A 22,956-nucleotide genomic window follows, 5' to 3' on the forward strand; every position below is an offset into this window, starting at 1 on the left:
GCAGCGCGCGAGCGCGGCCGAGGGAGTCAGTCCAGCTCGCGGTGGAACGTGGCCACCTCGGTCCAGCCGCGTTCGCGCGCGTGCTCGGCGAGCGTTTCGGCGAGGTAGACGGAGCGGTGGCGGCCGCCGGTGCATCCGAACGCGACGGTCACGTAGCTGCGGGTGCCCGACTGCATCCGCGGCAACCAGGTGTCGAGGAACGCCGACACCTGGGCCACGTACTCGTTGACCTCGGCCCGTGCCTCCAGGTAGGCGCGTACCGCGGCGTCGCGTCCCGACAGCGGCTTGAGCCGCGGGTCCCAGTGCGGGTTGGGCAGGCTGCGCGCGTCGAACACGAAGTCGGCGTCGGCGGGCAGGCCGCGCCGGTAGGCGAAGGACTCGAACAGCAGCGACAGGGACGAATCCTGGCCCAGCCCGAGTTCGGTGATCACCCGGTGCCGCAGCTGGTGGACGTTGAGCTCGCTGGTGTCGACGACCATGTCGGCCAGCGCGCGCAGCGGCTTGAGCGCCTGGCGTTCGAGCGCGATCGCATCGGCCAGCGCCAGCCCCAGGTGGGTCAGCGGATGCCTCCGCCGGCTCTCGGCGTAGCGCTTGAGCAGGATCGCGTCGGTGGCGTCGAAGAACACCAGTTGCGGATCCAGTCCCATCGCCCCCACCGCCGACAGCCACTCCGGCAGGCTGGCGAGGTCGCCGCGGTTGCGCATGTCGATGCCGACCGCGAGCTTCTGCTCGGCGCGGTCGGTGTGGGTCGCGGCGCGCACGAATTCGGGCAGCAGTTCCGCCGGCAGGTTGTCGACGCAGTAGAAGCCGAGGTCCTCGAAGGTGTTGAGCGCGACCGTCTTGCCGCCGCCGGACATGCCGGTGACGATCAGCAGCGAGGCGGCGGGCCGGCCGCCGGCGTCGTTGGCCGAGGGTTGCGCGCGGGCGTTCATGGCGCCGTCGACTCCTCGCCGCTTTCGAGGAAGTGGGAGTGGCGCGCGAGGAACGCCGCGGCCGGGTCGATGCCCTTGGCGCGCAGGATGTGGGTGCGCGTGGCGGCCTCGGTCAGCACCGCCAGGTTGCGGCCGGGCATCACCGGCAGGGTGATCATCGGCACGTCGAGGTCGAGCACGCGGCGCAGGCCGAGGTCGCCGGTGAGCCGCACCATGCCGTCCTCGTGCAACTGCGGCTCGGCGTTGGGCCGGCTCAGGTGCACGATCAGGCGCAGGTACTTGTTCCGCTTGACCGCGGTGTCGCCGAACATCTGGCGGATGTTGAGTACGCCCAGTCCGCGCAGCTCCAGCAGGTCCTGCAGCAGGTCGGGGCAGGTGCCGTCGAGCACGTCGGGCGCGATCTGGGTGAACTCGGGCGCGTCGTCGGCCACCAGGCGGTGGCCACGGGTGATCAGCTCCAGCGCCAGCTCGCTCTTGCCCGAACCCGACTCGCCGGTGATCAGCACCCCGATCGAGTAGACCTCCATGAACACGCCGTGCAGCGTGACCCGTGGCGCCAGCGCGCGCGCCAGGTGGTACTGCAGGTGGTTGAGCAGTTCGTGGCCGCGCTTGGGCGAGGTCCACAGCGGCGTCTGGGTTTCCTCGGCGGCGCGGCGCAGGTCTTCCGGACACGGCTGGTTCTTGCTGATCACCAGCGCCAGCGGCCGGTACTGGATCACGCGCTCGATGGTTTCCCAGCGCAGCCGCGAGTCGAGCCCGTCGAGCCAGTGCAGTTCCTCGGTGCCGAGGATCTGCACCTTGTTGGGATAGATGATGTTGAGGTAGCCGGCCAGCGACGGACGGCGGGCATTGGTCTCCACCGACTCGAGCACCCGCGACTGCCCCTGCTGGCCGGCCAGCCAGCGCAGGTGCAGGCGTTCGTGCTGCTGCTCGAACAGGTCGAGGGCGGTCAGGCTCTGGTTCACCGGCGACGGCTCACGCGGCGTTCGCGGCCGGCGCGGGGGCCAGAAGCACCCGGCGCAGTCGTTCGAGGCTGCGCGCCATGCGCAGGCGGTCGCGGAACCCGGGGTCGGCGAAGCGCTCGGCGACACCGGCCAGGTAATGCAGGTGCTGCTCGGGCATGTCGTCGGTGGCGCTCATCGCGAACACCAGGTCGACGGGCTCGCCGTCGCGCGCGCCGAAGTCGACCGGCCGCCCCAGCCGCAGGAACGCGCCGCGCGGCGCGTGGAACGCCGAGCTGCGCGCGTGCGGGATCGCCACGCCGTGGCCGATGCCGGTGCTGCCGAGGCGCTCGCGCTGGCGCAGGGCGTCGGCCAGCACGCGGGTCGAGGCCGGCGAACCATCGGACAGCAGGCGCGCGGCGGCGTCGAGCACCTGCGCGGGGCTGCCCGGATCGACCAGCATCACGATGCGGTCCGCGCTCAGCAGGTCGGTCCAGGGCATGGGGTGGGGCGCCTCGTGCTCAGCCGAAGCTGCCGTCGCGGGCGGCATTCTCGCCGCGGTGGTGGTCAACCTGCTTCTTGCGGTGCTTGATCAGCAGGCGGTCGAGCTTGTCGGCCAGCAGGTCGATCGCGGCATACATGTCGATCGCGCTGGCGTCGGCGTGCAGCGCCTTGCCGGCCAGGACGAGGTTGGCCTCGGCCTTGTGGTTGGGCTTGTCGAGGCTGAGTTGCACGCGCACCTCGAACGGACGGTCGAGGTGGCGCGACAGGCGCTGCAGCTTGCTGTCCACGTACTCGCGCAGGGCGGGTGTCACGTCGATGTCGTGGCCGTAGGTCTCGATCTGCATGCGCTGCCTCCTGTCTGGGGGACTCCAGCATCGCCCGAAACGGGTCGCTGCGGGTTGAAAACAGGTTAACGCAGGCGCGCGGGGCCGGCGAGCGTCCGGATCATGGACATGGCGCACGGAACGCGCTTCAATCGATTCTTATGCGTTCGTGCGACGCGGCGATGTGCAGGGCCTCGCGGTACTTGGCCACGGTGCGTCGCGCGACCGGCACCCCGGAGGCCTTCAGCGACTCCGCCAGGCGCGCGTCGGACAGCGGTTTGCGCGGGTCCTCGGCCTCGATCAGACCGCGGATCATCTGCTGGATCGCGACGCTCGAAGCCTCGCCGCCGCCGTCGGTGTCGATGCCCGAGGCGAAGAAGTCGCGCAGCGCCAGCGTGCCGCGGGGCGTGTGCACGTACTTGCGCGCCACCGCGCGCGAGACCGTCGATTCGTGCATGCCGATCTCGGCCGCGACCTCGCGCAGGGTCAGCGGCCGCAGCGCACGCGCGCCGAACTCGAGGAAGCCGGACTGCTGGCGGATCAGGCAGCGCACCACCTTGAGCAGGGTCTCGCCGCGTGCCTCCAGGTTCTTCAGCAGCCAGCGCGCCTCCTGCAGGCGACCCTTGAGATATCCGGCATCGTCGCCCGCGGTGGTCTGGATCATGCGTTCGTAGGCCTGGTGGATGGTCAGCCTCGGCAGCGAGCTGGTGGCCAGCATCGCCTGCCACAGGCCGTTGCGCCGGACGATCACGCAGTCGGGCACGACGTAGCTGTCCGCCGGCACGTCGCCGACCTGGGAGCCCGGGCGCGGGTCCATCGAGCGCAGCAGGTGCAGGGCGGTGTCGGCCTCGTCCGCGCTGCAGCCCAGCTGGTCGCACACGCCGCGTGCGCCGAGCTTGGGCAGCCGGTCGATCAGGGTCGTGGCGATGGTCAGCGCCAGCGCGCGACCGGGTGTGTCGGGCGGCAGGGTGTCGAGCTGGATCCACAGGCATTCGGCAAGGTCGCGGGCGCCGACCCCGACCGGGTCCATGCGCTGGATCTGGCGCAGCACCGCGAGGATCTCGTCGTCGCCCGGCGCGGGCTCCGGGTCGAGGGCCGCGGCGATCTCGCTGAAGGGCGCGCGCAGGTAGCCGTCGTCCTCGATCGCGTCGATCAGGGCGGCGCCGATACGGCGGTCGCGCGGCGACAGGTGGCCCAGGTGCAACTGCCAGCACAGATGGTCGCGCAGGGTCTCGGACTGCACCATGCGGCTGGCCGGGTCGCTCTCGTCGTCGTCGCCACGGCCGCCGGACCCGGTGTACTCGAAGCCGCCGCCCTCCTGCCAGCCGTCCTCTGGTCGCTCCCAGTCCTCGCCGTTGCCGCGCTCGTCGCGGGTGGCGTCCCGGTCCCCGTGCGCATCCCCGTCCCCGGCGGCATGCGTTTCGCCCGCCGCCGGCTTGCCGTCGATCGCGAGCGCCGGCGCGTCCTCCGCCCAGTCCAGCAGGGGGTTGCTTTCGACCGCAGCTGCGATCTCGGCTTCCAGCTCGATCGCCGGCAGTTGCAGCAGGTGCAGCGCCTGGCGCAGTTGCGGCGTCAGGACGAGGTGTTGACCCAGCGATGTCTGGAGGCGTGGCTTCATCGTCCCGCGGATCCCCTGGACGACGTGCACGGCTACAGACGGAAGGACTCTCCGAGGTAGACCCGGCGCACGTCGGGATTGGCGAGAAGCATGTCCGGAGCCCCCTGCGCGAGCACGCTTCCCTCGTTGAGGATATACGCCCTGTCGCAAATGCCCAAGGTTTCGCGCACATTGTGGTCGGTGATCAGCACCCCGATGCCGCGCTGCTTGAGGTGCTCGACGATGCGCTGGATCTCCACCACCGAGATCGGATCGACGCCGGCGAACGGTTCGTCGAGCAGGATCAGCCGCGGCCGCGCCGCCAGCGCACGGGCGATCTCGACCCGCCGCCGCTCGCCGCCGGAAAGGCTGGCGCCGATCTGGTCGGCGACATGGGTGATCTGCAATTCGTCGAGCAGCCCGTCGAGTTCCCGGCGGCGGCCGGCGCGGTCCAGGTCCTCGCGCAGCTCCAGCACCAGCATGATGTTGTCGGAGACGCTGAGCTTGCGGAACACCGAGGGTTCCTGCGGCAGGTAGCCGACGCCGCGCCTGGCGCGCTGGTGCATGGGTTCGGCGGTGATGTCGCGGCCGTCGAGCACGATCCGGCCCTCGTCGGCCGGCACCAGGCCGACGATCATGTAGAAGCAGGTGGTCTTGCCGGCGCCGTTCGGGCCGAGCAGGCCGACCACCTCGCCGGCATCCAGGGTCAGCCCGAAGTCGCGCACGACCTCGCGCTGGCGGTAGCGCTTGCGCAACCCCTCGGCGACGAGCATCAGTCCTGCTCTTCCGTGTCGGCCTCGGCCGCCGGCGCGCGGTTGCGCGGCTCGAACTGCAGGGTCACGCGCCCTTCGTCGCCGCCGCCGCCGCCCTGCACCTGGCCGGTACGCATGTTGTAGACGATGCGTTCGCCGGCGATGCTGCCGCGGCCGGGTTGCTGGACCACCGCGCCGCCGATGAACACCACGGTGTCCTGCTGCAGGTCGTAGTCGACCCGGGCGGCGGTGGCGTTCATGGTCCCGCCGTTGTCCATCTGCTGCTTCAGCCGCACCGGCGAGCCGCTCAGCTTCGCGCTCTGGATGTCGCCGTCGCCCTGGCGGATGTCGGCGCGCGCGGCATCGATCACCAGCGAGCCCTGCACGATGTGGACGTTGCCGGTGAGCACGCAGGGGCCGGAGTCGGTGACCGTGCAGTCGCTCTTGTTGGCCTCCACCTGCATGGTCTGCTGGCGGTCGGAGGATTTGCCCAGCGCGGCGCCCGCGCAGCAGGCGGCGGCGATCGCCAGGACGAGCTCAGCGGCGTGTCGGGTCATTGGTCAGGCTCACTCTGGACAGGAGCTGGATGCGCTTGCTGGCCAGATCGGCCTCCATCCCGGTACCGCGCATTGTAGTGCCGGGGCTTGTGATGGTCACGACGGCCCTGGACGTGGCGCGGTTGTCCTCGGGCCGGATGTCGAGCTGTTCGGTCCGCAGCACGGTCGGACGGCTCGCGCCGACCGGGCTGTCGGCGACCACGTCGCCACGCAGTTTCACCAGGGTGCTCTTCTCGTTGACCCAGCCGGTCTTCGAGCGCACTTCCCAGCGGCTGCCGTGCTCGTCGGGCATCAGGAACAGCGGCGTCACCAGCTCCAGCGTGCGGGCGCCGGGCGTCTGCCGCAGTTCCGGCGCGCGCAGCGAGAACGACTCCCGGCCGTCGCTGTCCAGGGTCACCACCTCGAAATCGCGCAGGATGAAGTCCGAGCGCGCCTCGGTCGACGCCTCCGGGGCCTCCGGCTGGTGCGAGCGCCAGGCGAACCAGCCGCTCAGCAGCGCGCCGGCGAGCAGGAGCAGCATGACCGCGAGCCGCCAGTTCATCGGCGGCGTCCGTCGAGCAGCGCATCGACGCGGCCCTGCGCGTGCAGGATCAGGTCGCACAATTCGCGCGCCGCGCCCTCGCCGCCGCGCGAGGGCGTGACCCAGTGCACCTCACCGCGCAACCAGTGGTGCACGTTCGCCGGCGCGACGGCGAAGCCGACCCCGCGCAGCACGTCCAGGTCGGGCAGGTCGTCGCCCATGAACGCCACCTCGTCCATGGACAGTTCCATGCGCGCGGCGATCCCCGCCAGGCAGGCGAGCTTGTCCTTGCAGTCGACGTGGGGTTCGGCGCCCAGCTCGCGTGCGCGGTTGGCGGCGACCAGGCTGTTGCGGGCGGTGATGAAGGCCACGGCGATCCCGGCCCTGCGCAGTTGCACCAGGCCCTGGCCGTCGAGCACCTGGAAGGCCTTGGATTCGCGCCCGTCCTCGTCGAACCACAGGCGCCCGTCCGTCAGCGTGCCGTCGACGTCGAAACCGACCAGGCGGGTCTTCGCGGCGCGGGCGACGAGCTCGTCGGGATAGGCGGGGGTGGCGTGGGGCACGTGGGGAGTGTCCGGAAGGGGGAAGGCGGGAGAGGTCAGGAAACCGCATCCTGCCTTTACCTGCGGCGAATCAGGGTTCGCCCATCGGGGAACGGGTCATACCACCCGTGCCCGCAGCAGGTCGTGGACGTTGAGCGCGCCCACCACGCGGCGGTCCCGGTCCAGCACCAGCAGGGCGTTGATCTTGCGGGTTTCCATCAGCCGCGCGGCCTCGACCGCGAGCGCGTCGCTGCCGATGGTGACCGGGTCGCGGGTCATCACGTCGCCGATCGCCGTGGCATGCACGTCCACCCGCCGGTCTCCGAGGGTGCGGCGCAGGTCGCCGTCGGTGAACAATCCCAGCAGCCGCCCGGCATCGTCCACCACCGCGGTCACGCCCAGGCGCTTGCGGCTCATCTCCAGCAGCGCCTCGCCGAGCGAGGCGTCGGCGGGCACGCGCGGCACGTCGTCGCCGGTGTGCATCACGTCGGCGATGTGCAGCAGCAGGCGCCGGCCGAGCGCGCCGGCCGGGTGCGAGCGCGCGAAATCGTCGGCGGTGAAGCCGCGCGCCTCGAGCAGCGCGACCGCCAGCGCATCGCCCATCGCCATCGCCGCGGTGGTGCTGGCGGTCGGTGCGAGGTGCAGCGGGCAGGCTTCCTCCGGCACGCTGATGTCCAGGTGCACATCGGCCGCCTGCGCCAGCGCCGACCCTGGCCGGCCGGTCATCGCCAGCATGGCGTTGCCCTGGCGCTTGAGCACGGGCAGCAGCATCAGGATCTCGTCGGTCTCGCCCGAATACGACACCGCCAGCAGGATGTCCGCATCGGTGACCATGCCCAGGTCGCCATGGCCGGCCTCGCCCGGGTGCATGTAGAACGCCGGGGTGCCGGTGGAGGCGAGCGTGGCCGCGATCTTGCGCGCGACGTGGCCGGACTTGCCCATGCCGGTGCACACCACGCGCCCCTGCGCGCCGAGGATCCGCTCGCAGGCCCGGGAGAACGCGCCGTCGATGCGCGCGCAGACGGCCTCCAGGCCTCGCATCTCCACCTCGAACACGCGCCGGCCACTGGCGGCGAGGGCCGGTTCTGCGGCGGGTGCTTCGCGGGGCGATGTTCCGTGCGTGGCCATATCCGGTGGACCGGCTTTCCGTTAACCTAATCCGTTCATTTTAGGCGCTTCCCGGCGCAAAAGGCCCGCCCGTTCCACGCGGCCGGCGCCGGGCTCATGCCCGCTTCAGCAGGAAATCCCCCTTGAACCCCGATTTCATCCGCGATCTGATCCTGCAGGGACTGCCCGGCGCCCGTGTCGAGGTCTCCGGCGACGACGGCGTGCATTTCGAAGCCTTGGTCGTGTCCGAGGCCTTCGCCGGGAAACTGCCGTTGGCCCGTCACCGCATGGTGTACGCCACGCTCGGCGAGCGCATGGGCGGCGAGATCCACGCGCTCGCCCTGAAGACCCTCACGCCCGACGAAGCGGCACGCGGCTGATGGACAAGATCGTCGTCACCGGTGGGGTGCCGCTGGAGGGAGAGGTCCGGATTTCCGGCGCCAAGAACGCGGTGCTGCCGATCCTGTGCGCGACCCTGCTGGCCGATGCACCGATGGAGATCGGCAACGTGCCGCACCTGCACGACGTGCGCACCACCGCGCGCCTGCTGGGCGGCCTCGGCGCGGGCATCGGACACGACATCGAAGGCGGGATCGTGCGTGTCGACCCACGCACCGTCGACAGCCACCTGGCGCCCTACGAACTGGTGCGGACCATGCGCGCCTCGGTGCTCGTGCTCGGGCCGCTGCTGGCGAAGCATGGTGCGGCGGAAGTCTCGCTGCCGGGCGGCTGCGCGATCGGTTCGCGTCCGGTCGACCTGCATATCAGGGCGCTGGAGGCGCTGGGCGCCGAGATCGTGGTCGAGCACGGCTTCATCAAGGCGCGCGCGGGACGGCTGCGCGGGGGCCACGTGCAGTTCCCGATGGTCAGCGTGGGCGCGACCGAGAACGTGCTGATGGCGGCGACCCTCGCCGAGGGCACCACCACGATCGAGAACGCAGCGCGCGAGCCGGAGATCGTCGACCTGGCCGCCTGCCTCTCGGCGATGGGCGCGCGGATCGAGGGCGCCGGTACCTCGCGCATCCTCGTGCACGGGGTCGACGCGCTGCACGGCGCGCGCCACGACGTGATCGCCGACCGGATCGAGACCGGCACCTTCCTGGTGGCCGGCGCGATCACCGGCGGCCACGTGATCGCCACGCATGCGCGGCCGGACACGCTCGAAGCGGTGCTCGCGAAGCTGCGCGAGGCCGGTGCGGAGGTGAGCATCGACGGCGATCGCGTCGGAGTCGACATGCGCGGCCGCCGGCCGCGCGCGGTCGACATCGTCACCGAGCCGCACCCGGGCTTCCCGACCGACATGCAGGCGCAGTTCATGGCCCTGGACTGTGTCGCCGAGGGCGCGGGCACGATCGACGAGCGGATCTTCGAGAACCGCTTCATGCACGTCAACGAGCTGATGCGCCTGGGTGCCGATATCCAGATCGACGGCCATCGCGCCACGGTGACCGGCGTCGCCCGGCTCAGCGGGGCGCCGGTGATGGCGACCGACCTGCGGGCATCGGCTTCGCTGATCCTGGCGGGCCTCGTCGCCGAGGGCGAGACCACCATCGACCGCATCTACCACCTCGACCGCGGCTACGAGCGCATCGAGCGCAAGCTGTCGGGGCTGGGCGCGCGGATCCGGCGGGTGTCGTGAGGTGGCGCGCGTGAACAAGACGAAGTCGCGCTTCCCGCCCAGGCGCAAGGTGCTGCTGGCGGTCGTGGTGCTGGTGCTGGTGGCGATGCTGGTCCTGCGCCTGATGGGCATCGCCGGCTTCAACGGCACCGCGCCCGAGGGCATGGACTGGAACGACGACGGCGTGGCCAGCCGCGCCGAAATCCTGCAGGGCTACACGATCATCGCGGTCGACGAGACCCGCGACGGCCCGCGCACCTGTCGCCGCTACGTGCGCCTGCGCGATCGCGAGGCGCCGTTCCGGGTGGAATGCCGGGTCGAGTTCGGGGAAGACGGCGGGAAGGGTTCGACGCCGCAATAAGACTGCTGCCTGGCAGGTGGCTGCCGCCGTTCCTCGACCGCCGCCTCATGGACTCGCCCGCGTTCCGAACGCGGTCAGCGATTACGCCGGGTCGGGAGGACCGCACGACGACGGCCTGCGCCGTCGCCGCCTGCGTGGCACGCAGGGTCAGTGCAGCGACTTCAGCTGCAGGTCGATATGGTCGCGGCCGTCGCGCTGCTGCAGGATGCGCGCAGGCACCGGCAGATCGTCGACGATCCAGGCGGTGATGCTGCGATTGTCGTCCTTCCAGGTGACCTTGGTCGCCTTGCGGGTCTTGCCGGCCACCGAAATGTCCTCGGTGCCCGCCGGCCTGAAGGCCTGGCGCTTGACCCGCCCGTCCTCGACCAGACGGTAGCTCAGCGGCTTGCCGGCCTTGAAGTCGCGCACCAGCGCGAGGTTCATCAGCATGCCGTCGACGTCGCCGGCCTGCAGCTTCACCGGTCCGCGACGGTCAGGCTTGACGTCGCCGTCCCAGGTGGCCTTGCCGCTGTCCCAGTCGTAGGTGGCGTTGACCGAACGCTTCTTGACCAGCATCGCCGCGAGCCCGGATTCGCCGCCCTGCGAATCGTTGCCCGACAGCGGGCGCCACTGCCCGCCCGTGGCCTCGAACACCGTGCTCTGCGCCAGCCGCGCCCCGGCGCCGGTGACCTCGAGGCTGTACTTCCAGCGGTTGTCGCCCGCCGGCGCCAGGGTCATGCGGCCGTCGGCCTGCATGCCCATGTACTGGGCGCCGTAATCGGCGGTGAAGGGCTCGATCGCGGCCAGCGGCGCGCTGGCGAGCGCGAGCAGGGCTGCGATCGCGGGAGTACGGAAACGGGTTCGGAGCATGGGGGCAATCCTCGTTCTCATTGTGCGGTCTGGTATTCGACCAGGCGCAGGTCGATGGCGTCCTCGCCATCCTCGCGCTGCAGGATGCGGACCGGGGTCGGCACCCCGTCGGCGATCCAGAAGATGGTCTCGTCGTTGCCGCCGTTGGTGCGTTCGACCCGCAGCGCCTCGTAACTCAGTTCGGCCACGGTCACCGTTTCGGTCCGGGCGGCGACCTGGTAGGCATAGTCGCGCGCCCGGCCACCGTCGACGAAGCGGTACTGCAGGCTCCTGCCCGGCTGCGCATCGCGGATCACCGCGAGGTTGATCAGCAGCCCGCTCATGTCGCCGTAGCGGATCGGCAGCGGGGCACGGCGATCCCTGTCGAGGTCGCCCGTCCACCGCGCGGTATTCGCATGCCAGTCGTAGGTTCCGGTGACCTTGCGATTGAAGAAGAACGCGGCCTTGCGCACGGTGCTCTGCGACAACGGCCGGTAGATGCCGTTGGCCTCGTCGAACACGGTGCTCTGTTCAAGGTTCAGTCCCGCGATCCCGGCCAGCCCGCGGTTGCCGCGGATGCCCAGGTCGATGCGCCAGCGCGCGGCCGCGTCGTCCCGGACCACCTCCATGGTCGCGTTGCCCGCGGGCTTGCCGCCGTACCACGCCTCGTAGGTGGCGAGGAATGGCTGCAACGCAGAACCGGACGCTGGCGTCGGTGCCTGCGTGGCCTCGGTGGCCTCGGTGGCCTGGAGGGCCAGGGCATGCGCAGGCACGGAAGCGCCCGTGGCAACCAGGGCGGTCGCGGCGAAGCATGCGGAAAGCAGGGAAGGGGTCAGGCGCATAAGCCCGACATCATGCAAAGGCGTCGTTGCACGACAGCTGAAGCGCCGCGGTCAGCGCGCGTGCATCGACGTGAACGCGGTCTTCATGCAGGGCCACCCGCGCCTGCGCGAACAGGCGCAGGCTCGCCACCAGCAGCGGATGCTCGCGGGCCAGCACCCGCGCGGCGAGGCTGGTCTCGGTGTCGCCCGGTTCGACCGGCACGCGGGCCTGCGCGATCACCGGGCCGCCATCCAGGTCCGGGGTGACGAAATGCACGCTCGCCCCGTGCTCGGCCACGCCCGCCCGCAACGCCTGGCGATGGGTGTGCAGTCCCTTGAACGCGGGCAGCAGCGACGGGTGGATGTTGATGATGCGGCCGGCCCGCGACGCGAGGGCGGCGGCGTCGATCAGGCGCATGTAGCCGGCGCAGACGATCAGGTCCGGCGCCACCGCGTCGACCCGGGCGAACAGCGCCTGGTCGAACGCGGCGCGGGAAGGGTAGTCGCGCGGCGACAGCGCCTGGGCGTGTACGCCGGCCGCGCGCGCGCGTTGCAGCGCGGGCGCCCCGGTCCGGTCGGAGAACACGCCGGCGACGGTCGCGTCCAGGGTGCCGGTCGCGATCGCGTCGAGGACCGCCTGCAGGTTGCTGCCGCGTCCGGACGCGAGGATCGCGATGCGATATGTCGGAGTATTCGGGACGGGTGGCGGGAGATCGCCGGCATCCCGCGCGCCGGACACCGAGGCGCGCGCCGATGCGGCATCCTCGCCCACTCCCGGGTCCCGATTCCCCATTCCCGGCCCCGCTGTCAGCCGATGCGCACGCGCTCGCCTTCGCGCGCGGGGACGACTTCGCCGATCCGCCAGTGGGCGAGGCCGAGTCGCGCGAGCTCGCCGCCGAGGCCGGCGACCGCGTCGCGGTCGGCCAGCAGCACGAAGCCGATGCCGCAGTTGAACGTGCGCCACATTTCCTCGCGGGCGACGTTGCCCTCGCGCTGCAGCCATTCGAACACCGGCGGCAACTGCCACGACGACGCATCGATGTCGAGGCCGAGCCCCTCGGGCACCACGCGGATGATGTTCTCGGTCAGGCCGCCGCCGGTGATGTGGGCCATGCCGTGGATCGCCGGCCCGTGCGTGCCGCGCAGCAGTTCCAGGATCGGCTTGACGTACAGCCGCGTCGGCGCCATCAGCGCGTCGGCCAGCGCCACGCCGCCGACGTCGAGTCCGGCCGGGCGGCCGGCGCGGTCGTAGATCCGGCGGATCAGCGAATAGCCGTTGGAATGCGGGCCGCTGGAGGCGATGCCGAGCAGCACGTCGCCTTCGCGCACGGCGGAGCCGTCGCGCAGTTCCGACTTCTCCACCCCGGCCACGCAGAACCCCGCCAGGTCGTATTCGCCCGGCGGATACATGTCGGGCATTTCCGCGGTCTCGCCGCCGATCAGCGCGCAGCCGGACAGCTCGCAGCCCCTGGCGATGCCGCCGACCACCGCCACCGTGGTCTCCACGTCGAGCTTGCCGGTGGCGAAATAGTCGAGGAAGAACAGCGGCTCGGCGCCCTGCACCAGCACGTCGTTCACGCACATCGCGACCAGGTCGATGCCGATGGTGTCGTGGCGACCGAGCTGCTGGGCGAGCTTGAGCTTGGTGCCGACGCCATCGGTGCCCGAGACCAGCACCGGCTCGCGGTACTTGCCCGACAGGTCGAACAGCGCGCCGAAGCCGCCGAGGCCGCCCATCACCTCCGGGCGCAGGCTGCGCCGGACCAGCGGCTTGATGCGTTCGACGACCTCGTTGCCCGCGTCGATGTCGACGCCGGCGTCGCGATAGGTCAGGCCGTGCGGGCCGGGAGGGGGGGTGGTCACGGATGCTCGCGGAAGGCCGGTCGGCCCGCGATTCTAGCAGCCGGCCGGCGCCGGCCCGCGGCGCGGTCACACCTGCGGCGGTGGCGGCGTCAGGAACCGCGAAGGGGCTTTGTGGCACCATTTCACACGGTTGGCTGCTGGAAGGACATCGGATGCGCTTGGTGGTGCGAGGGACCCGGATGATCGGGTGGGCGCTGGCCGCGCTGCTGCTGGCGGCGCCCGCGGCGGCGCAGCGCGTCGAGGGCGACCGCGCGTCGGCGCAGGGCGTGTACGAGGCCGAGGTACCGGTGCGCAGCCAGGCCGAGTCCGAGCGCGAGACCGCCTTCGCGCGCGCGCTGGCCCAGGTGTTCGGGAAGCTGTCCGGCGACCGTGCGATCACCAGCCGCCCCGGGATCGGCCAGGAACTGCGCCGCGCCGAACAGTACGTGGACGGCTTCGACTACCGCCAGGACGAGAGCGTGGGCGCGAGCGGCGCGCCGAGCTTCCGGACCACCCTGGTGGTGCGCTTCAAGCCCGACGACATCGACGCCCTGGTCGACGCGCTGGGCCTGCCGGTGTGGCCGCAGCCGCGGCCCAAGCCGGTGGTGTGGCTGGCGATCGACGACGGCAAGGGGCCGCGCCTGGTCGGGCTGCAGCACAACAACGTGGCGCGGCCGCTGCTGCAGCGGGCGAGCGAGCGTGGCTACCGGCTGGGGCTGCCCAACGGCAGCGCCGCCGAGCAGGCCGCGGTCGGTGCGATCTGGCGCGGCGACACGGCCGCGATCGCGCGCCTGTCCGCGCGCTACAGTCCGCCGATGCAGCTGGTCGGCAAGCTCTACCGCGGCGGGGCCGGCTGGAAGGCCGACTGGATCTTCGTCGACAACGGCCGCGTGCTGTCGCGCTGGTCGGAAGAGGACGTCGACGCGCGGCGCGCGCTGGCTACAGGTGCCGATGGCGGCGCCGACGCGCTGATCAAGCGCTACGCCAAGGCCACCGCGCCGTCGCAGCCGGTCGCGCAGCGCATCGTCTTCAGCGGCGTGCGCAGCGGCGGCGACTACCTGCGCCTGGCCGCGGCGCTGCAGCGCATGTCGGTGGTGCGCGCGATCCGTCCCGTGCGAGCGACCGCCGACCGCCTGGAACTCGACCTCGACCTGCTGACCGGGCTGCCGGGCTTCCGCCGCATGGCCGACGAGGCGGTGCTGCTGGAAGTCGAGGGCGGCGACGAACTCACGCCGGTCTACCTGCTGCGCTGACCGCCGGAGCCGCGAACCCATGGACGAGACCCCCACCAGCGCGAACGCCGACATCGCGCGCTTCCTCAGGCGGCTGCAGTGGGGGCTGGTCGCGTTCGCCGCGCTGTGGCTGGTCGCACTGCTCGGGCCGATCCTGACGCCGTTCGTGCTGGCCGCGCTGCTGGGCTGGCTCGGCGACCCCCTGGTCGACCGGCTGGAACGCTCCGGCCGCTCGCGACCAGTCGCGGTCACCCTGGTGTTCGTGCTGATGGTGATGCTGGTGGTGCTGGTGGTGCTGATCCTGGTGCCGATGGTGGAGCGCCAGGTGGTCACCCTGGTCGAGGCCCTGCCCGAGTACCGCGAATGGTTCATGGGCACGGCGCTGCCGTGGGTGGAGGCGCGCACCGGCATCGAGATCACCAACTGGCTCGACCCGCAGCGGCTGATCGAGCTGGCGCGCGCGCACTGGGAGCAGGCCGGCGGTGTCGCGGCGACCGTGTTCGGCTACCTGTCCAGCTCCGGCTTCGCGTTCCTGACCTGGATCATCAACATCGTGCTGGTGCCGATCCTGACCTTCTATTTCCTGCGCGACTGGGACGTGCTGGTCGAGCGGGTCGCGGCGATGATCCCGCGCAACCACATCGGCACCGTCTCGCGCCTGGCGAAGGAGTCGGACGACGTGCTCGGCGCGTTCCTGCGCGGCCAGTTCATCGTGATGCTGGCGCTGGGCGCGATCTACGCCCTCGGCCTGACGATCGGCGGACTCAAGCTCGGCCTGCTGATCGGGATCGTGGCCGGGCTGATCAGCTTCGTTCCCTACCTCGGCGCGACCACCGGCATCGTCCTGGCGGTGCTGGCGGCGCTGGTGCAGGCGCAGGGCTTCGACCTCAAGCTGCTGATCCTGGTGGGCGTGGTGTTCACCGTCGGCCAGCTGATCGAGAGCTACATCCTCACCCCGCGCATCGTCGGCGACCGCATCGGCCTGCATCCGGTGGCGGTGATCTTCGCGATCATGGCCGGCGGCCAGCTGTTCGGCTTCGTCGGCATGCTGATCGCGCTGCCGGTGGCGGCGGTGGGCAACGTGCTGCTGCGCTTCGCCCACGAACGCTACACGCAAAGCCGCCTGTATGCGGGCGAGCGGCCGAAGATCGTGATCGAGGGCCACCGCAGCCATGGCGGGATCGTGCTCGACGACGATATCGGCGAGGCCAGCGAAGACCGCCGCGACGCGTCCTGAGTCCGATGCCGACATCCTCGCCGCAACTGCCGCTGGCGTTGCGCTACCCCCCCGACCAGCGCCTGGACACGTTCGCGGGCGATCCGGCGCTGGCGGCGCAACTGCGGGCGTTCGCGAGCGGCGGCGACGACCGCGCGCTGCTGCTGGCGGGGCCGGCGGGCACGGGCAAGAGCCATCTCGCGCTGGCCGCATGCGCCGAGGCCGACGCGGCCGGGCACCGGGTCGGCTACCTGCCGTTGGCCAGCATGGCCGGACGGCTGCGCGAGGCGCTGGAGGCGATGCACGCCTTCGACCTGGTGGCGCTCGACGGCGTGGAGGCGGTGTCCGGCCAGCGTGCGGACGAGCTGGCGTTGTTCGACTTCCACAACCGCATGCACGACGCCGGGCGGCGCCTGCTGTACACCGCCCGCGCCACGCCCGACGCGCTGCCGCTGGTGCTGCCGGACCTGCGCTCGCGGCTGTCGCAGTGCACGCGGCTGGTGCTCGAACGCCTCGACGACGCCGGCCGCGGCGAGGTGCTGCGCCTGCGCGCGCGACGCCGTGGCCTGCAGATCGACGACGCCGCGATCGACTGGCTGCTGCGCCGCGCCGGGCGCGATCTCTCCGGCCTGGCCGCCTTGCTCGACCGCCTCGACGCGGCCTCGCTCGCCGCGCAGCGGCGCATCACCGTGCCGTTCCTGCGCGAGGTGCTGGGGACGGACGGGTCGCGGTGAAGGCCCCGTTGTCGCGGAGCGATGGCCGGGTGACGCGGCCATCGGGATTGTCATCCCGAGCGTAGCGAAGGATCTGCCTCCGGTGGCCTTCCCGTCGGATCGAGCGCCCTGCCGGAGATCCCTCGCTGCGCCCGGGATGACAGCGGAAAGGCTATGCCGCGGGCGGTGTGCCCGCGCGCCGCTTCAGGCGGATCACCAGGTTGTCCGGGCGCATGGTGAACACCAGCTTCTCCTCGACCGGGCCGCTGCCGGCGCGTTCGAGCTCGAAGTTGCGGCACAGCATCGAGATCACGCCCTTGATCTCCAGCAGCGCGAGGAAGCGGCCCGGGCAGAAGCGCGGGCCGGCGCCGAACGGGAAGAACGCCTTCGCCGAACCCGCATCGAGCGCGGAACCGTCGGCCTTGATCCAGCGCTCGATGTCGAACGCAGCGGCCCCGGTCGCGGCCTGCGCGCGGATCGAGGCGTGGCGGGTGAGCAGGAACACCGGCGTGCGCGCCGGCACCTCGACGTCGCCGAGCACGGTGTCGTGCAGCGCCTCCAGGCGCAGCACCGGCGCGGCCGGCTTGAGCCGCATCGCCTCGAGTGCGGCGGCCTCGATCCGCACCATGCGCGGGTGGGTGGCGAAGTCCTGCAGCAGTTCGTCGTCGCCAAGCAGGGCGTCGGATTCCGCGCGCAGCATGTCGCGCAGGTCGGCACGCTCGCACATGAAGTGGATCAGCCAGGCCAGCGCACGCGCGGTGGTTTCCTCCCCGGCGAGCATCAGCGTCATCACGTTGCCGGTGACGTCCTCGTCGCTGAAGCCGCCGCCATCGGACTGCGCCACCAGCGCCTCGATGTAGTTGCCCGGGCGCGCGGCGAGCCCGGGGTCCTCCGCGAGGCGGCGCCGGGCGTCGGTGATCAGGCGTCCGAGCGTGTCGTGGATGCCGACCAGGGCGCGGTCCAGCGTGCGGTCCGCCGGCAGCTTCACGTAGTTCCAGTACGGCACCAGCGCGGTCACGCGCCGCGACAGCGCCTTCGGGATCTCGCCGATCTGCCGCTCCAGGGCGCCTTCGTGGCCCTCGATGGTGTTGAGGTCCTGGCCGAAGGCGAAGGTCGAGGTGACGTCGATGGTGAAGCGGGTGAGGTCGTCGAGCAGGTCGATCTCGCGGCCCTCGTCGGCGGCCTGCTCCCAGCGCCGCTGCAGCCGCGCGACGATGCGCATCATGGTCGGGAAGAAATGCTTGAGATGGCCGTGGGTCAGCGCCTGCACCACCACCTTGCGCTGGCGCCGCCACTCGTCGCCCTCGGCGGTGAACACGCCGGCGGCCTTGAGCCCGCGGGCGATGCCCTCGACCGTGCTCATGCGCCGGAAGGTATCGGGCCTGCGCTTGAACGCATCCTCGACCAGGGCCGGGTCGGCCACCATCAGGATGCGGTAGGCGCCGAGCCGGATCCGGTACATCGATCCGTACTCGTCCGCCCAGTCCTCCATCACCAGGTGCTGGTCGGTCTCGCGCAGCTGGAACAGGTTGCCCACCAGCGGCAGGCCGTGCGGGCCGGGCAGCGAATCGAAGCGACGGGTCGCCGCGGCACTGCCGGCGCGCTGCGCATGGAAGGCCTGCAGCTCGTCGGCGTCGATCGCGATGTCGTCGTCGACGAGGTGGGTGGTGAAACGGTGCAGGCACGCGCGCGTGCCTGCGTCACGGCGACCGCTGGCGCAGTCGAAGCGCCAGCCATGGCCGGGACAGACCAGGTGCCCGTCGACCACTTCGCCGTCGGCGAGCAGGCTGCCCTGGTGCGGACAAAGGCCGTGGAACACGGACACCTGTTCGCCATGGCGCACGATCACCAGGGGCGTGCCGTCCACGATCGCGGGCACGGGGACATCCTCGACCAGCGCGGGAGCGCGGGCGACCAGAAGCAATGACGTGGTCGTCATCAATCTCCTCCAGCAGCGGTCCCGGGGGGACGGGACGCAACTGCGTCCCGCGCGACCGAATTCGTCTCGACAGGTGGGCCCGGGGACCCGCGGGGCTGGGATCGCGCCAGAACGTGCGTGCGATCCGGAACCTATCTTGCGCCGTGGAGCGGGCCCGCGTCGAGCGTGCGGTCCAGTTCGGCCAGGCGCTCCGGGGTGCCGACATCGGTCCAGGCGCCGCCATGGCGCTCGCCGGTGACCGCGTCGCGCGCCATCGCCGCCCGCAGCAGAGGCGCCAGCTGGAAACGCGGCGGGGTCTCCTGCGCACCCGTCGTGTCGCCCACCACGCTGCGCCAGGTGCGCAGCAGGTCCGGACGGTAGACGCCGATGCCGGAGAAGGTCAGCCGCGGTGCGCCGCCGTCGCCGTCGTGCACCCTGCCGTCGGGTGCGAGCACGAAATCGCCCCGCGGGTGGTGGTCCGGGTTGTCGACCAGCACCAGGTGCGCGTCGCCTTCGGGTTCTGGCGGCAGTCGGGCGAAGTCGTAGTCGGTCCAGATGTCGCCGTTCACGGCGATGAAGGGCGCGTCGCCGAGCAGGTCCCGCGCATGCCACATGCCGCCGCCGGTCTCCAGCGGCACCGCGCCTTCGTGCGAGTAGGTGATGCGCAGGCCGAAGGCGCGGCCGACGCCGAGCGTCGCCGGGAACTGTTCCGCCAGCCACGAGGTGTTGATCACCACTTCGCCCACGCCGATCGCGGCCAGCCGCTCCAGGTGCCAGGCGATCAGCGGCCGGTCGCCGGCGCGCAGCAGGGGCTTGGGCGTCGTGTCGGTCAGCGGCCGCATGCGCTCGCCGAGGCCGGCGGCGAAGATCAGGGCCTTCATGCGCGCGCCGTCATGCGTCGGCCGACGCGAGCGCGTCCATCGCCGGCTTCACGCGCGCCTCGACCAGCGCAGCCAGCGGCCGCAGCTCCGGATGCCGCGGCAGCACCGCGTCGAGGTAGCCGACGAAGCGCGGGGCGTCGGCGACGTACTTCGGCTTGCCGTCGCGATGGTGCAGTCGCGCGAAGATGCCCAGCACCTTGAGGTGACGGTGCACGCCGATCAGGTCGAGGTCGCGGCGCAAGCGCTGCAGCGGCGGCACCGGCAGGCCGGCCTGCGTCGCCAGCGCGTGGTAGCGCGCGTGCCAGCGGGCGACACGTTCCTCCGGCCAGCTCAGGAACGCGTCCTTGAACAGGCAGGCGGGGTCGTAGCCGATCGGCCCGCGCACCGCGTCCTGGAAATCGAGGATCGCGACTTCCTCGCCGCAGGGCATGAGGTTGCGCGGCATGTAGTCGCGGTGCACCAGCACCTGCGGTTGCGCCAGCGCGGCTTCGACCAGGGTGCGGTACACGGCGACCAGCGAGGCGCGCTCGTCGGCATCGAGTGCGATGCCGAGATGGGTGCCGAGGAACCACTCGTCGAACAGCCCCAGTTCGCGCAGCAGCAGCGCCTCGTCGTAGGCGGGCAGGCCGGGCGGTACCGGGATCGACTGCAGCCTGACGAGGCGCTCCAGCGCGGTGTCGAAGAGCGCATCGGCGTTGGCTGCATCGATCACGTGCAGGTAGGTGTGGAGGCCGAGGTCCTCGAGCAGCAGGAAGCCCTGGTCGGGATCCTGCGCCACCACGTCCGGCACGCGCAGCCCGCCGCTGCGCAGAAGTTCGCGGATCGCCAGCCACGGCCGCACGTCCATCAGCTCCGGCGGCGCGTCCATCAGCACCAGGCTCGGGCTGCGGCCGGTGGTGCGCCAGTAGCTGCGGAAGTCGGCGTCGAAGGACGCGCGCTCCAGGCCGGTCTCCGGCTCGGACAGCGCGTTGCGAACCCACGCCAGGCGCTGCTGGTCGCGGGTCTGCGGGGCGGTGGGCTGAACCATGGACTCTCCCGCCGGCGGTCGCCGGGCGTGCAAAGGGTAAACTGCCGCGCATTTCCCGGCGAGAGAGGCGATGACGAACCTGCATCCAGTACTGCTCTCGGGCGGGTCGGGAACGCGGCTGTGGCCGCTGTCGCGGGAGGCCTATCCCAAGCAGTTCCTGCCGCTGGCCGGCGAGGAGACGATGCTGCAGGACACCTGGCGGCGGGTCGCGCCGCTGGCCTCGGCCGCGCCGATCGTGGTCGCGAACGAGGAACACCGGTTCCTCGCGGCCGAGCAGTTGCGCCTGGTCGGCGTGGAGCACGCACGGATCGTGCTCGAGCCGGCGGGGCGCAATACCGCGCCGGCGATCGCGGCGGCCGCGCTGCAGGCGCTGGCCGATGGCGGCGATCCGCTGTTGCTGGTGCTGCCCTCCGATCACGTGGTCCGCGACGCCGGAGGTTTCCGCGCCGCGGTGCAGGCGGCGATCCCGGCGGCCGAGGCCGGTGCGCTGGTCACGTTCGGCATCGTGCCCTCGGCGCCGGAGACCGGTTTCGGCTACATCCAGGCCGCAGCCGGCGAAGGCGTGCGCGACGTGCTGCGCTTCGTCGAGAAGCCGGACGCGGCGACCGCGCAGTCCTACCTCGATGCCGGCGGCTATTTCTGGAACAGCGGCATGTTCCTGTTCCGCGCGTCCCGCTACCTCGCCGAGCTGGAACGCTTCCGCCCGGACATCGCCGCCGCCGTGCGCAAGGCCTTCGACGCCGCCACCCGCGACGGCGACTTCATCCGCCTCGACCGGGACGCCTTCGCCGCCAGTCCGTCGGATTCGATCGACTACGCGGTGATGGAGAAGACCGGCGATGCCCGGGTGCTGCCGGTCGACATCGGCTGGAACGACGTCGGCTCATGGTCGGCGCTGTGGGAAGTCAGCGAACAGGACGGCGACGGCAACGCCAGCCACGGCGACGTGATCGCGGTCGACAGCCGCAACAGCTACGCCTATGCGCGGCGGCTGGTGGCGCTGGTCGGGGTCGACGACCTGGTGGTGGTGGAGACCGACGACGCGGTGCTGGTCGCGCGCAAGGACCGGGTGCAGCAGGTCAAGGACGTGGTCGCGCGGCTCAAGTCCGACCAGCGCAGCCACGCCGTGCTGCATCGCGAGGTGCACCGGCCGTGGGGCAGCTACGATTCGATCGACCAGGACGCCGGTTTCCAGGTGAAGCGGATCAAGGTCAAACCCGGCGCGCGCCTGTCGCTGCAGTCGCACAAGCATCGCGCCGAACACTGGATCGTGGTGCGCGGCACCGCGCGCGTCACCCGCGACAACGACGTGTTCGAACTGCACGCCAACCAGTCGACCTACATCCCGCTCGGCGCGAAGCACCGCCTGGAGAATCCGGGCAGCGAGATGCTGGAATTGATCGAGGTGCAGTCCGGCAGCTATCTCGGCGAGGACGACATCGTCCGCTACGAGGACGTGTACGGGCGGTCGTAGGCGGGTTCGCGAACGGGACGCCGGGCCGTCTTCCGGAAGGACGCCGGCGCCACGGTCGAAGCGCGGGCAGGACGCCCCGGCACGGTTTTTCCGCACTCGCTGGGCGCACGGAATTTCCCTCGACAGCCGCTATCGCGGATAGACCCGATAGCGGGGTAACTGCAGGCCTGTGACTGCGCCAAGCGCGGGCACCTGCGTGCCGGGCGTCGCGACGAGGTCGACCTCCAGCGCCCGTTCCTGGCCCGCGAGCGCCAGTTCGAGCGTGATCCGGCCGGCATGCGGATGCACTGCGGAGACCCGTGCTTCCAGGCCCTCGCCCGCTGCACCGGTCTGCGCATCGTGCGGCCGCAGGTACATCCTCGCGGGACCGTCGGCAACCCCCGCGGCATCGAACCCGAAGGCCTGCCCGTGCGGCGAGAAGCGGCCGGCCGCGACCATGCCCTCGATCACGCTGGCGCGGCCGATGAAGTCGAACACGTAGGCCGAGGCCGGCGCGTCGTAGATCTCGCGCGGCGTGCCCACCTGCTCGATGCGCCCGTCGCGCAGCACCACCACGCGATCGGCCAGTTCCAGCGCCTCGTCCTGGTCGTGGGTGACGAACACGGTGGTCTGCCCGGTCTGGTCGTGCAGGCGGCGCAGCCAGCGCCGCAGTTCCACACGCACCTTGGCATCGAGGGCGCCGAAGGGCTCGTCGAGCAGCAGCACGGTCGGGTCGATCGCCAGCGCGCGCGCCAGGGCCACGCGCTGCTTCTGCCCGCCCGAGAGCTGCTCGGGATAGCGGTCGCCGTGGCCGGGCAGCTGGATCAGCGCCAGCAGCTCGTCGACCCGGCGCCGGATCGTGGCCCGGTCCGGCCGGCGTGCGCGCGGCCGGCTGCGCAGGCCGAAGGCGATGTTCTCGGCCACGGTCATGTGCCGGAACAGCGCGTACTGCTGGAACACGAAGCCGACGTTGCGCTCGCGCAGGCTGAGCCGGGTCGCATCGGTGTCGCCGAACAGCACCCGGCCCGCGTCGGCCGGCAGCAGGCCGGCGATCACGCGCAGCAGGGTGGTCTTGCCGGAACCGGAGGGCCCGAGCAGGGCGACCAGTTCACCCGCGGCGATGTGCAGGTCGACGCTGTCGAGCGCGGCGGTCGAGCCGTAGCGCTTGCCGACGCCCTCGATCCGCAGGTCGACGCCGTGGCCGCGACCGGTCATGGACGGATCATCGCCGATTCCCGCCGCGTCGGCGTCGCTGCCCGCGTGGCCGGAAA

At 71.5% G+C, this 22,956-nt stretch carries 25 protein-coding genes; 7 read left to right on the forward strand and 18 right to left on the reverse strand.

Going from position 1 to position 22,956, the window contains the following annotated elements:
* Positions 1–26: 26 nt before the first annotated feature.
* The 10 genes from rapZ to FZO89_RS11990 all read right to left on the reverse strand — a co-directional run bounded on the left by rapZ (position 27) and on the right by FZO89_RS11990 (position 7,796).
* Entirely contained in the window at positions 27–932 is a 906-nt protein-coding gene (gene rapZ / locus FZO89_RS11945) for an RNase adapter RapZ (RefSeq protein ID WP_149103463.1), read from the reverse strand.
* On the reverse strand, positions 929–1,897 hold the full coding sequence (hprK, locus tag FZO89_RS11950) for an HPr(Ser) kinase/phosphatase (RefSeq protein WP_149103464.1): 969 nt from the start codon (positions 1,895–1,897) through the stop codon (positions 929–931). Before hprK ends, rapZ begins: the two co-directional genes overlap by 4 nt.
* A gap of 10 nt (positions 1,898–1,907) precedes the next feature.
* The gene (locus tag FZO89_RS11955; protein WP_187471136.1) at positions 1,908–2,375 is read right to left on the reverse strand and encodes a PTS sugar transporter subunit IIA; all 468 of its coding nucleotides are present in this window, start codon (positions 2,373–2,375) and stop codon (positions 1,908–1,910) included.
* Positions 2,376–2,394: 19 nt separating this feature from the next.
* On the reverse strand, positions 2,395–2,721 hold the full coding sequence (gene hpf / locus FZO89_RS11960; RefSeq protein WP_149103466.1) for a ribosome hibernation-promoting factor, HPF/YfiA family: 327 nt from the start codon (positions 2,719–2,721) through the stop codon (positions 2,395–2,397).
* A 127-nt stretch (positions 2,722–2,848) separates the two neighbouring features.
* The gene (locus FZO89_RS11965; protein ID WP_149103467.1) at positions 2,849–4,318 is read right to left on the reverse strand and encodes an RNA polymerase factor sigma-54; all 1,470 of its coding nucleotides are present in this window, start codon (positions 4,316–4,318) and stop codon (positions 2,849–2,851) included.
* A 32-nt stretch (positions 4,319–4,350) separates the two neighbouring features.
* Positions 4,351–5,070, reverse strand: a complete 720-nt coding sequence (gene lptB / locus FZO89_RS11970) for an LPS export ABC transporter ATP-binding protein (protein WP_149103468.1) — start codon at positions 5,068–5,070, stop codon at positions 4,351–4,353.
* A complete protein-coding gene (lptA, locus tag FZO89_RS11975) occupies positions 5,070–5,606 on the reverse strand; it encodes a lipopolysaccharide transport periplasmic protein LptA (protein ID WP_149103469.1) in 537 nt (178 codons plus the stop codon). The genes lptB and lptA overlap by 1 nt, the downstream gene beginning before the upstream one ends.
* The gene (lptC, locus tag FZO89_RS11980) at positions 5,587–6,147 is read right to left on the reverse strand and encodes an LPS export ABC transporter periplasmic protein LptC (RefSeq protein WP_149103470.1); all 561 of its coding nucleotides are present in this window, start codon (positions 6,145–6,147) and stop codon (positions 5,587–5,589) included. Before lptC ends, lptA begins: the two co-directional genes overlap by 20 nt.
* Positions 6,144–6,689, reverse strand: coding sequence for a KdsC family phosphatase (locus FZO89_RS11985; RefSeq protein ID WP_149103471.1), 546 nt, complete (start codon positions 6,687–6,689; stop codon positions 6,144–6,146). Before FZO89_RS11985 ends, lptC begins: the two co-directional genes overlap by 4 nt.
* A 96-nt stretch (positions 6,690–6,785) precedes the next feature.
* The gene (locus FZO89_RS11990) at positions 6,786–7,796 is read right to left on the reverse strand and encodes a KpsF/GutQ family sugar-phosphate isomerase (protein ID WP_149103472.1); all 1,011 of its coding nucleotides are present in this window, start codon (positions 7,794–7,796) and stop codon (positions 6,786–6,788) included.
* Positions 7,797–7,918: 122 nt separating this feature from the next.
* Here FZO89_RS11990 and FZO89_RS11995 point away from each other — a divergent pair, with 122 nt between their 5' ends.
* From FZO89_RS11995 to FZO89_RS12005, 3 genes are read left to right on the forward strand one after another with little or no spacing between them, the layout of a single operon-like run.
* Positions 7,919–8,155, forward strand: coding sequence for a BolA family protein (locus FZO89_RS11995; RefSeq protein WP_149103473.1), 237 nt, complete (start codon positions 7,919–7,921; stop codon positions 8,153–8,155).
* The gene (murA, locus tag FZO89_RS12000) at positions 8,155–9,414 is read left to right on the forward strand and encodes a UDP-N-acetylglucosamine 1-carboxyvinyltransferase (RefSeq protein WP_149103474.1); all 1,260 of its coding nucleotides are present in this window, start codon (positions 8,155–8,157) and stop codon (positions 9,412–9,414) included. The genes FZO89_RS11995 and murA overlap by 1 nt, the downstream gene beginning before the upstream one ends.
* 10 nt (positions 9,415–9,424) lie before the next feature.
* On the forward strand, positions 9,425–9,754 hold the full coding sequence (locus FZO89_RS12005; protein ID WP_149103475.1) for an EF-hand domain-containing protein: 330 nt from the start codon (positions 9,425–9,427) through the stop codon (positions 9,752–9,754).
* Between the two features lie 147 nt (positions 9,755–9,901).
* Here FZO89_RS12005 and FZO89_RS12010 read toward each other — a convergent pair whose 3' ends face one another.
* The 4 genes from FZO89_RS12010 to purM form a co-directional block, all read right to left on the reverse strand.
* Positions 9,902–10,603: a DUF3108 domain-containing protein gene (locus tag FZO89_RS12010; protein WP_149103476.1), complete on the reverse strand. Its 702-nt coding sequence runs from the start codon at positions 10,601–10,603 to the stop codon at positions 9,902–9,904.
* A gap of 17 nt (positions 10,604–10,620) precedes the next feature.
* A complete protein-coding gene (locus tag FZO89_RS12015) occupies positions 10,621–11,424 on the reverse strand; it encodes a DUF3108 domain-containing protein (protein ID WP_149103477.1) in 804 nt (267 codons plus the stop codon).
* 10 nt (positions 11,425–11,434) lie between these two features.
* On the reverse strand, positions 11,435–12,079 hold the full coding sequence (gene purN, locus FZO89_RS12020; RefSeq protein ID WP_262378714.1) for a phosphoribosylglycinamide formyltransferase: 645 nt from the start codon (positions 12,077–12,079) through the stop codon (positions 11,435–11,437).
* 131 nt (positions 12,080–12,210) lie between these two features.
* A complete protein-coding gene (gene purM / locus FZO89_RS12025) occupies positions 12,211–13,266 on the reverse strand; it encodes a phosphoribosylformylglycinamidine cyclo-ligase (RefSeq protein ID WP_149103479.1) in 1,056 nt (351 codons plus the stop codon).
* A gap of 179 nt (positions 13,267–13,445) precedes the next feature.
* On the opposite strand from purM, the gene FZO89_RS12030 reads away from it, so the two are divergent.
* Genes FZO89_RS12030 through hda form a run of 3 tightly spaced genes read left to right on the forward strand, consistent with a single transcriptional unit; the run spans position 13,446 to position 16,427 of the window.
* Entirely contained in the window at positions 13,446–14,498 is a 1,053-nt protein-coding gene (locus tag FZO89_RS12030) for a DUF2066 domain-containing protein (RefSeq protein WP_262378638.1), read from the forward strand.
* A gap of 19 nt (positions 14,499–14,517) precedes the next feature.
* A complete protein-coding gene (locus tag FZO89_RS12035; RefSeq protein ID WP_149103481.1) occupies positions 14,518–15,714 on the forward strand; it encodes an AI-2E family transporter in 1,197 nt (398 codons plus the stop codon).
* Between the two features lie 5 nt (positions 15,715–15,719).
* Positions 15,720–16,427 (forward strand): DnaA regulatory inactivator Hda, encoded by a 708-nt coding sequence (gene hda / locus FZO89_RS12040; RefSeq protein WP_149103482.1) that lies wholly within the window; start codon positions 15,720–15,722, stop codon positions 16,425–16,427.
* A 151-nt stretch (positions 16,428–16,578) separates the two neighbouring features.
* Here the strand turns inward: hda and FZO89_RS12045 are convergent, their stop codons facing one another.
* The 3 genes from FZO89_RS12045 to FZO89_RS12055 form a co-directional block, all read right to left on the reverse strand.
* On the reverse strand, positions 16,579–18,345 hold the full coding sequence (locus FZO89_RS12045) for a cytochrome P450 (RefSeq protein ID WP_149103483.1): 1,767 nt from the start codon (positions 18,343–18,345) through the stop codon (positions 16,579–16,581).
* 131 nt (positions 18,346–18,476) lie between these two features.
* Complete coding sequence (gene murU, locus FZO89_RS12050; protein ID WP_149103484.1) at positions 18,477–19,205, reverse strand: N-acetylmuramate alpha-1-phosphate uridylyltransferase MurU; 729 nt, start codon at positions 19,203–19,205, stop codon at positions 18,477–18,479.
* Positions 19,206–19,215: 10 nt separating this feature from the next.
* Positions 19,216–20,232 (reverse strand): aminoglycoside phosphotransferase family protein, encoded by a 1,017-nt coding sequence (locus tag FZO89_RS12055; RefSeq protein ID WP_149103485.1) that lies wholly within the window; start codon positions 20,230–20,232, stop codon positions 19,216–19,218.
* Between the two features lie 70 nt (positions 20,233–20,302).
* Here FZO89_RS12055 and FZO89_RS12060 point away from each other — a divergent pair, with 70 nt between their 5' ends.
* A complete protein-coding gene (locus FZO89_RS12060) occupies positions 20,303–21,706 on the forward strand; it encodes a mannose-1-phosphate guanylyltransferase/mannose-6-phosphate isomerase (protein WP_149103486.1) in 1,404 nt (467 codons plus the stop codon).
* Between the two features lie 129 nt (positions 21,707–21,835).
* Here FZO89_RS12060 and FZO89_RS12065 read toward each other — a convergent pair whose 3' ends face one another.
* Positions 21,836–22,900, reverse strand: a complete 1,065-nt coding sequence (locus tag FZO89_RS12065; RefSeq protein WP_149104157.1) for a sulfate/molybdate ABC transporter ATP-binding protein — start codon at positions 22,898–22,900, stop codon at positions 21,836–21,838.
* Positions 22,901–22,956: the final 56 nt, after the last annotated feature.

Origin of the sequence: Luteimonas viscosa, assembly GCF_008244685.1 — a bacterium.
Lineage (GTDB): Bacteria > Pseudomonadota > Gammaproteobacteria > Xanthomonadales > Xanthomonadaceae > Luteimonas > Luteimonas viscosa.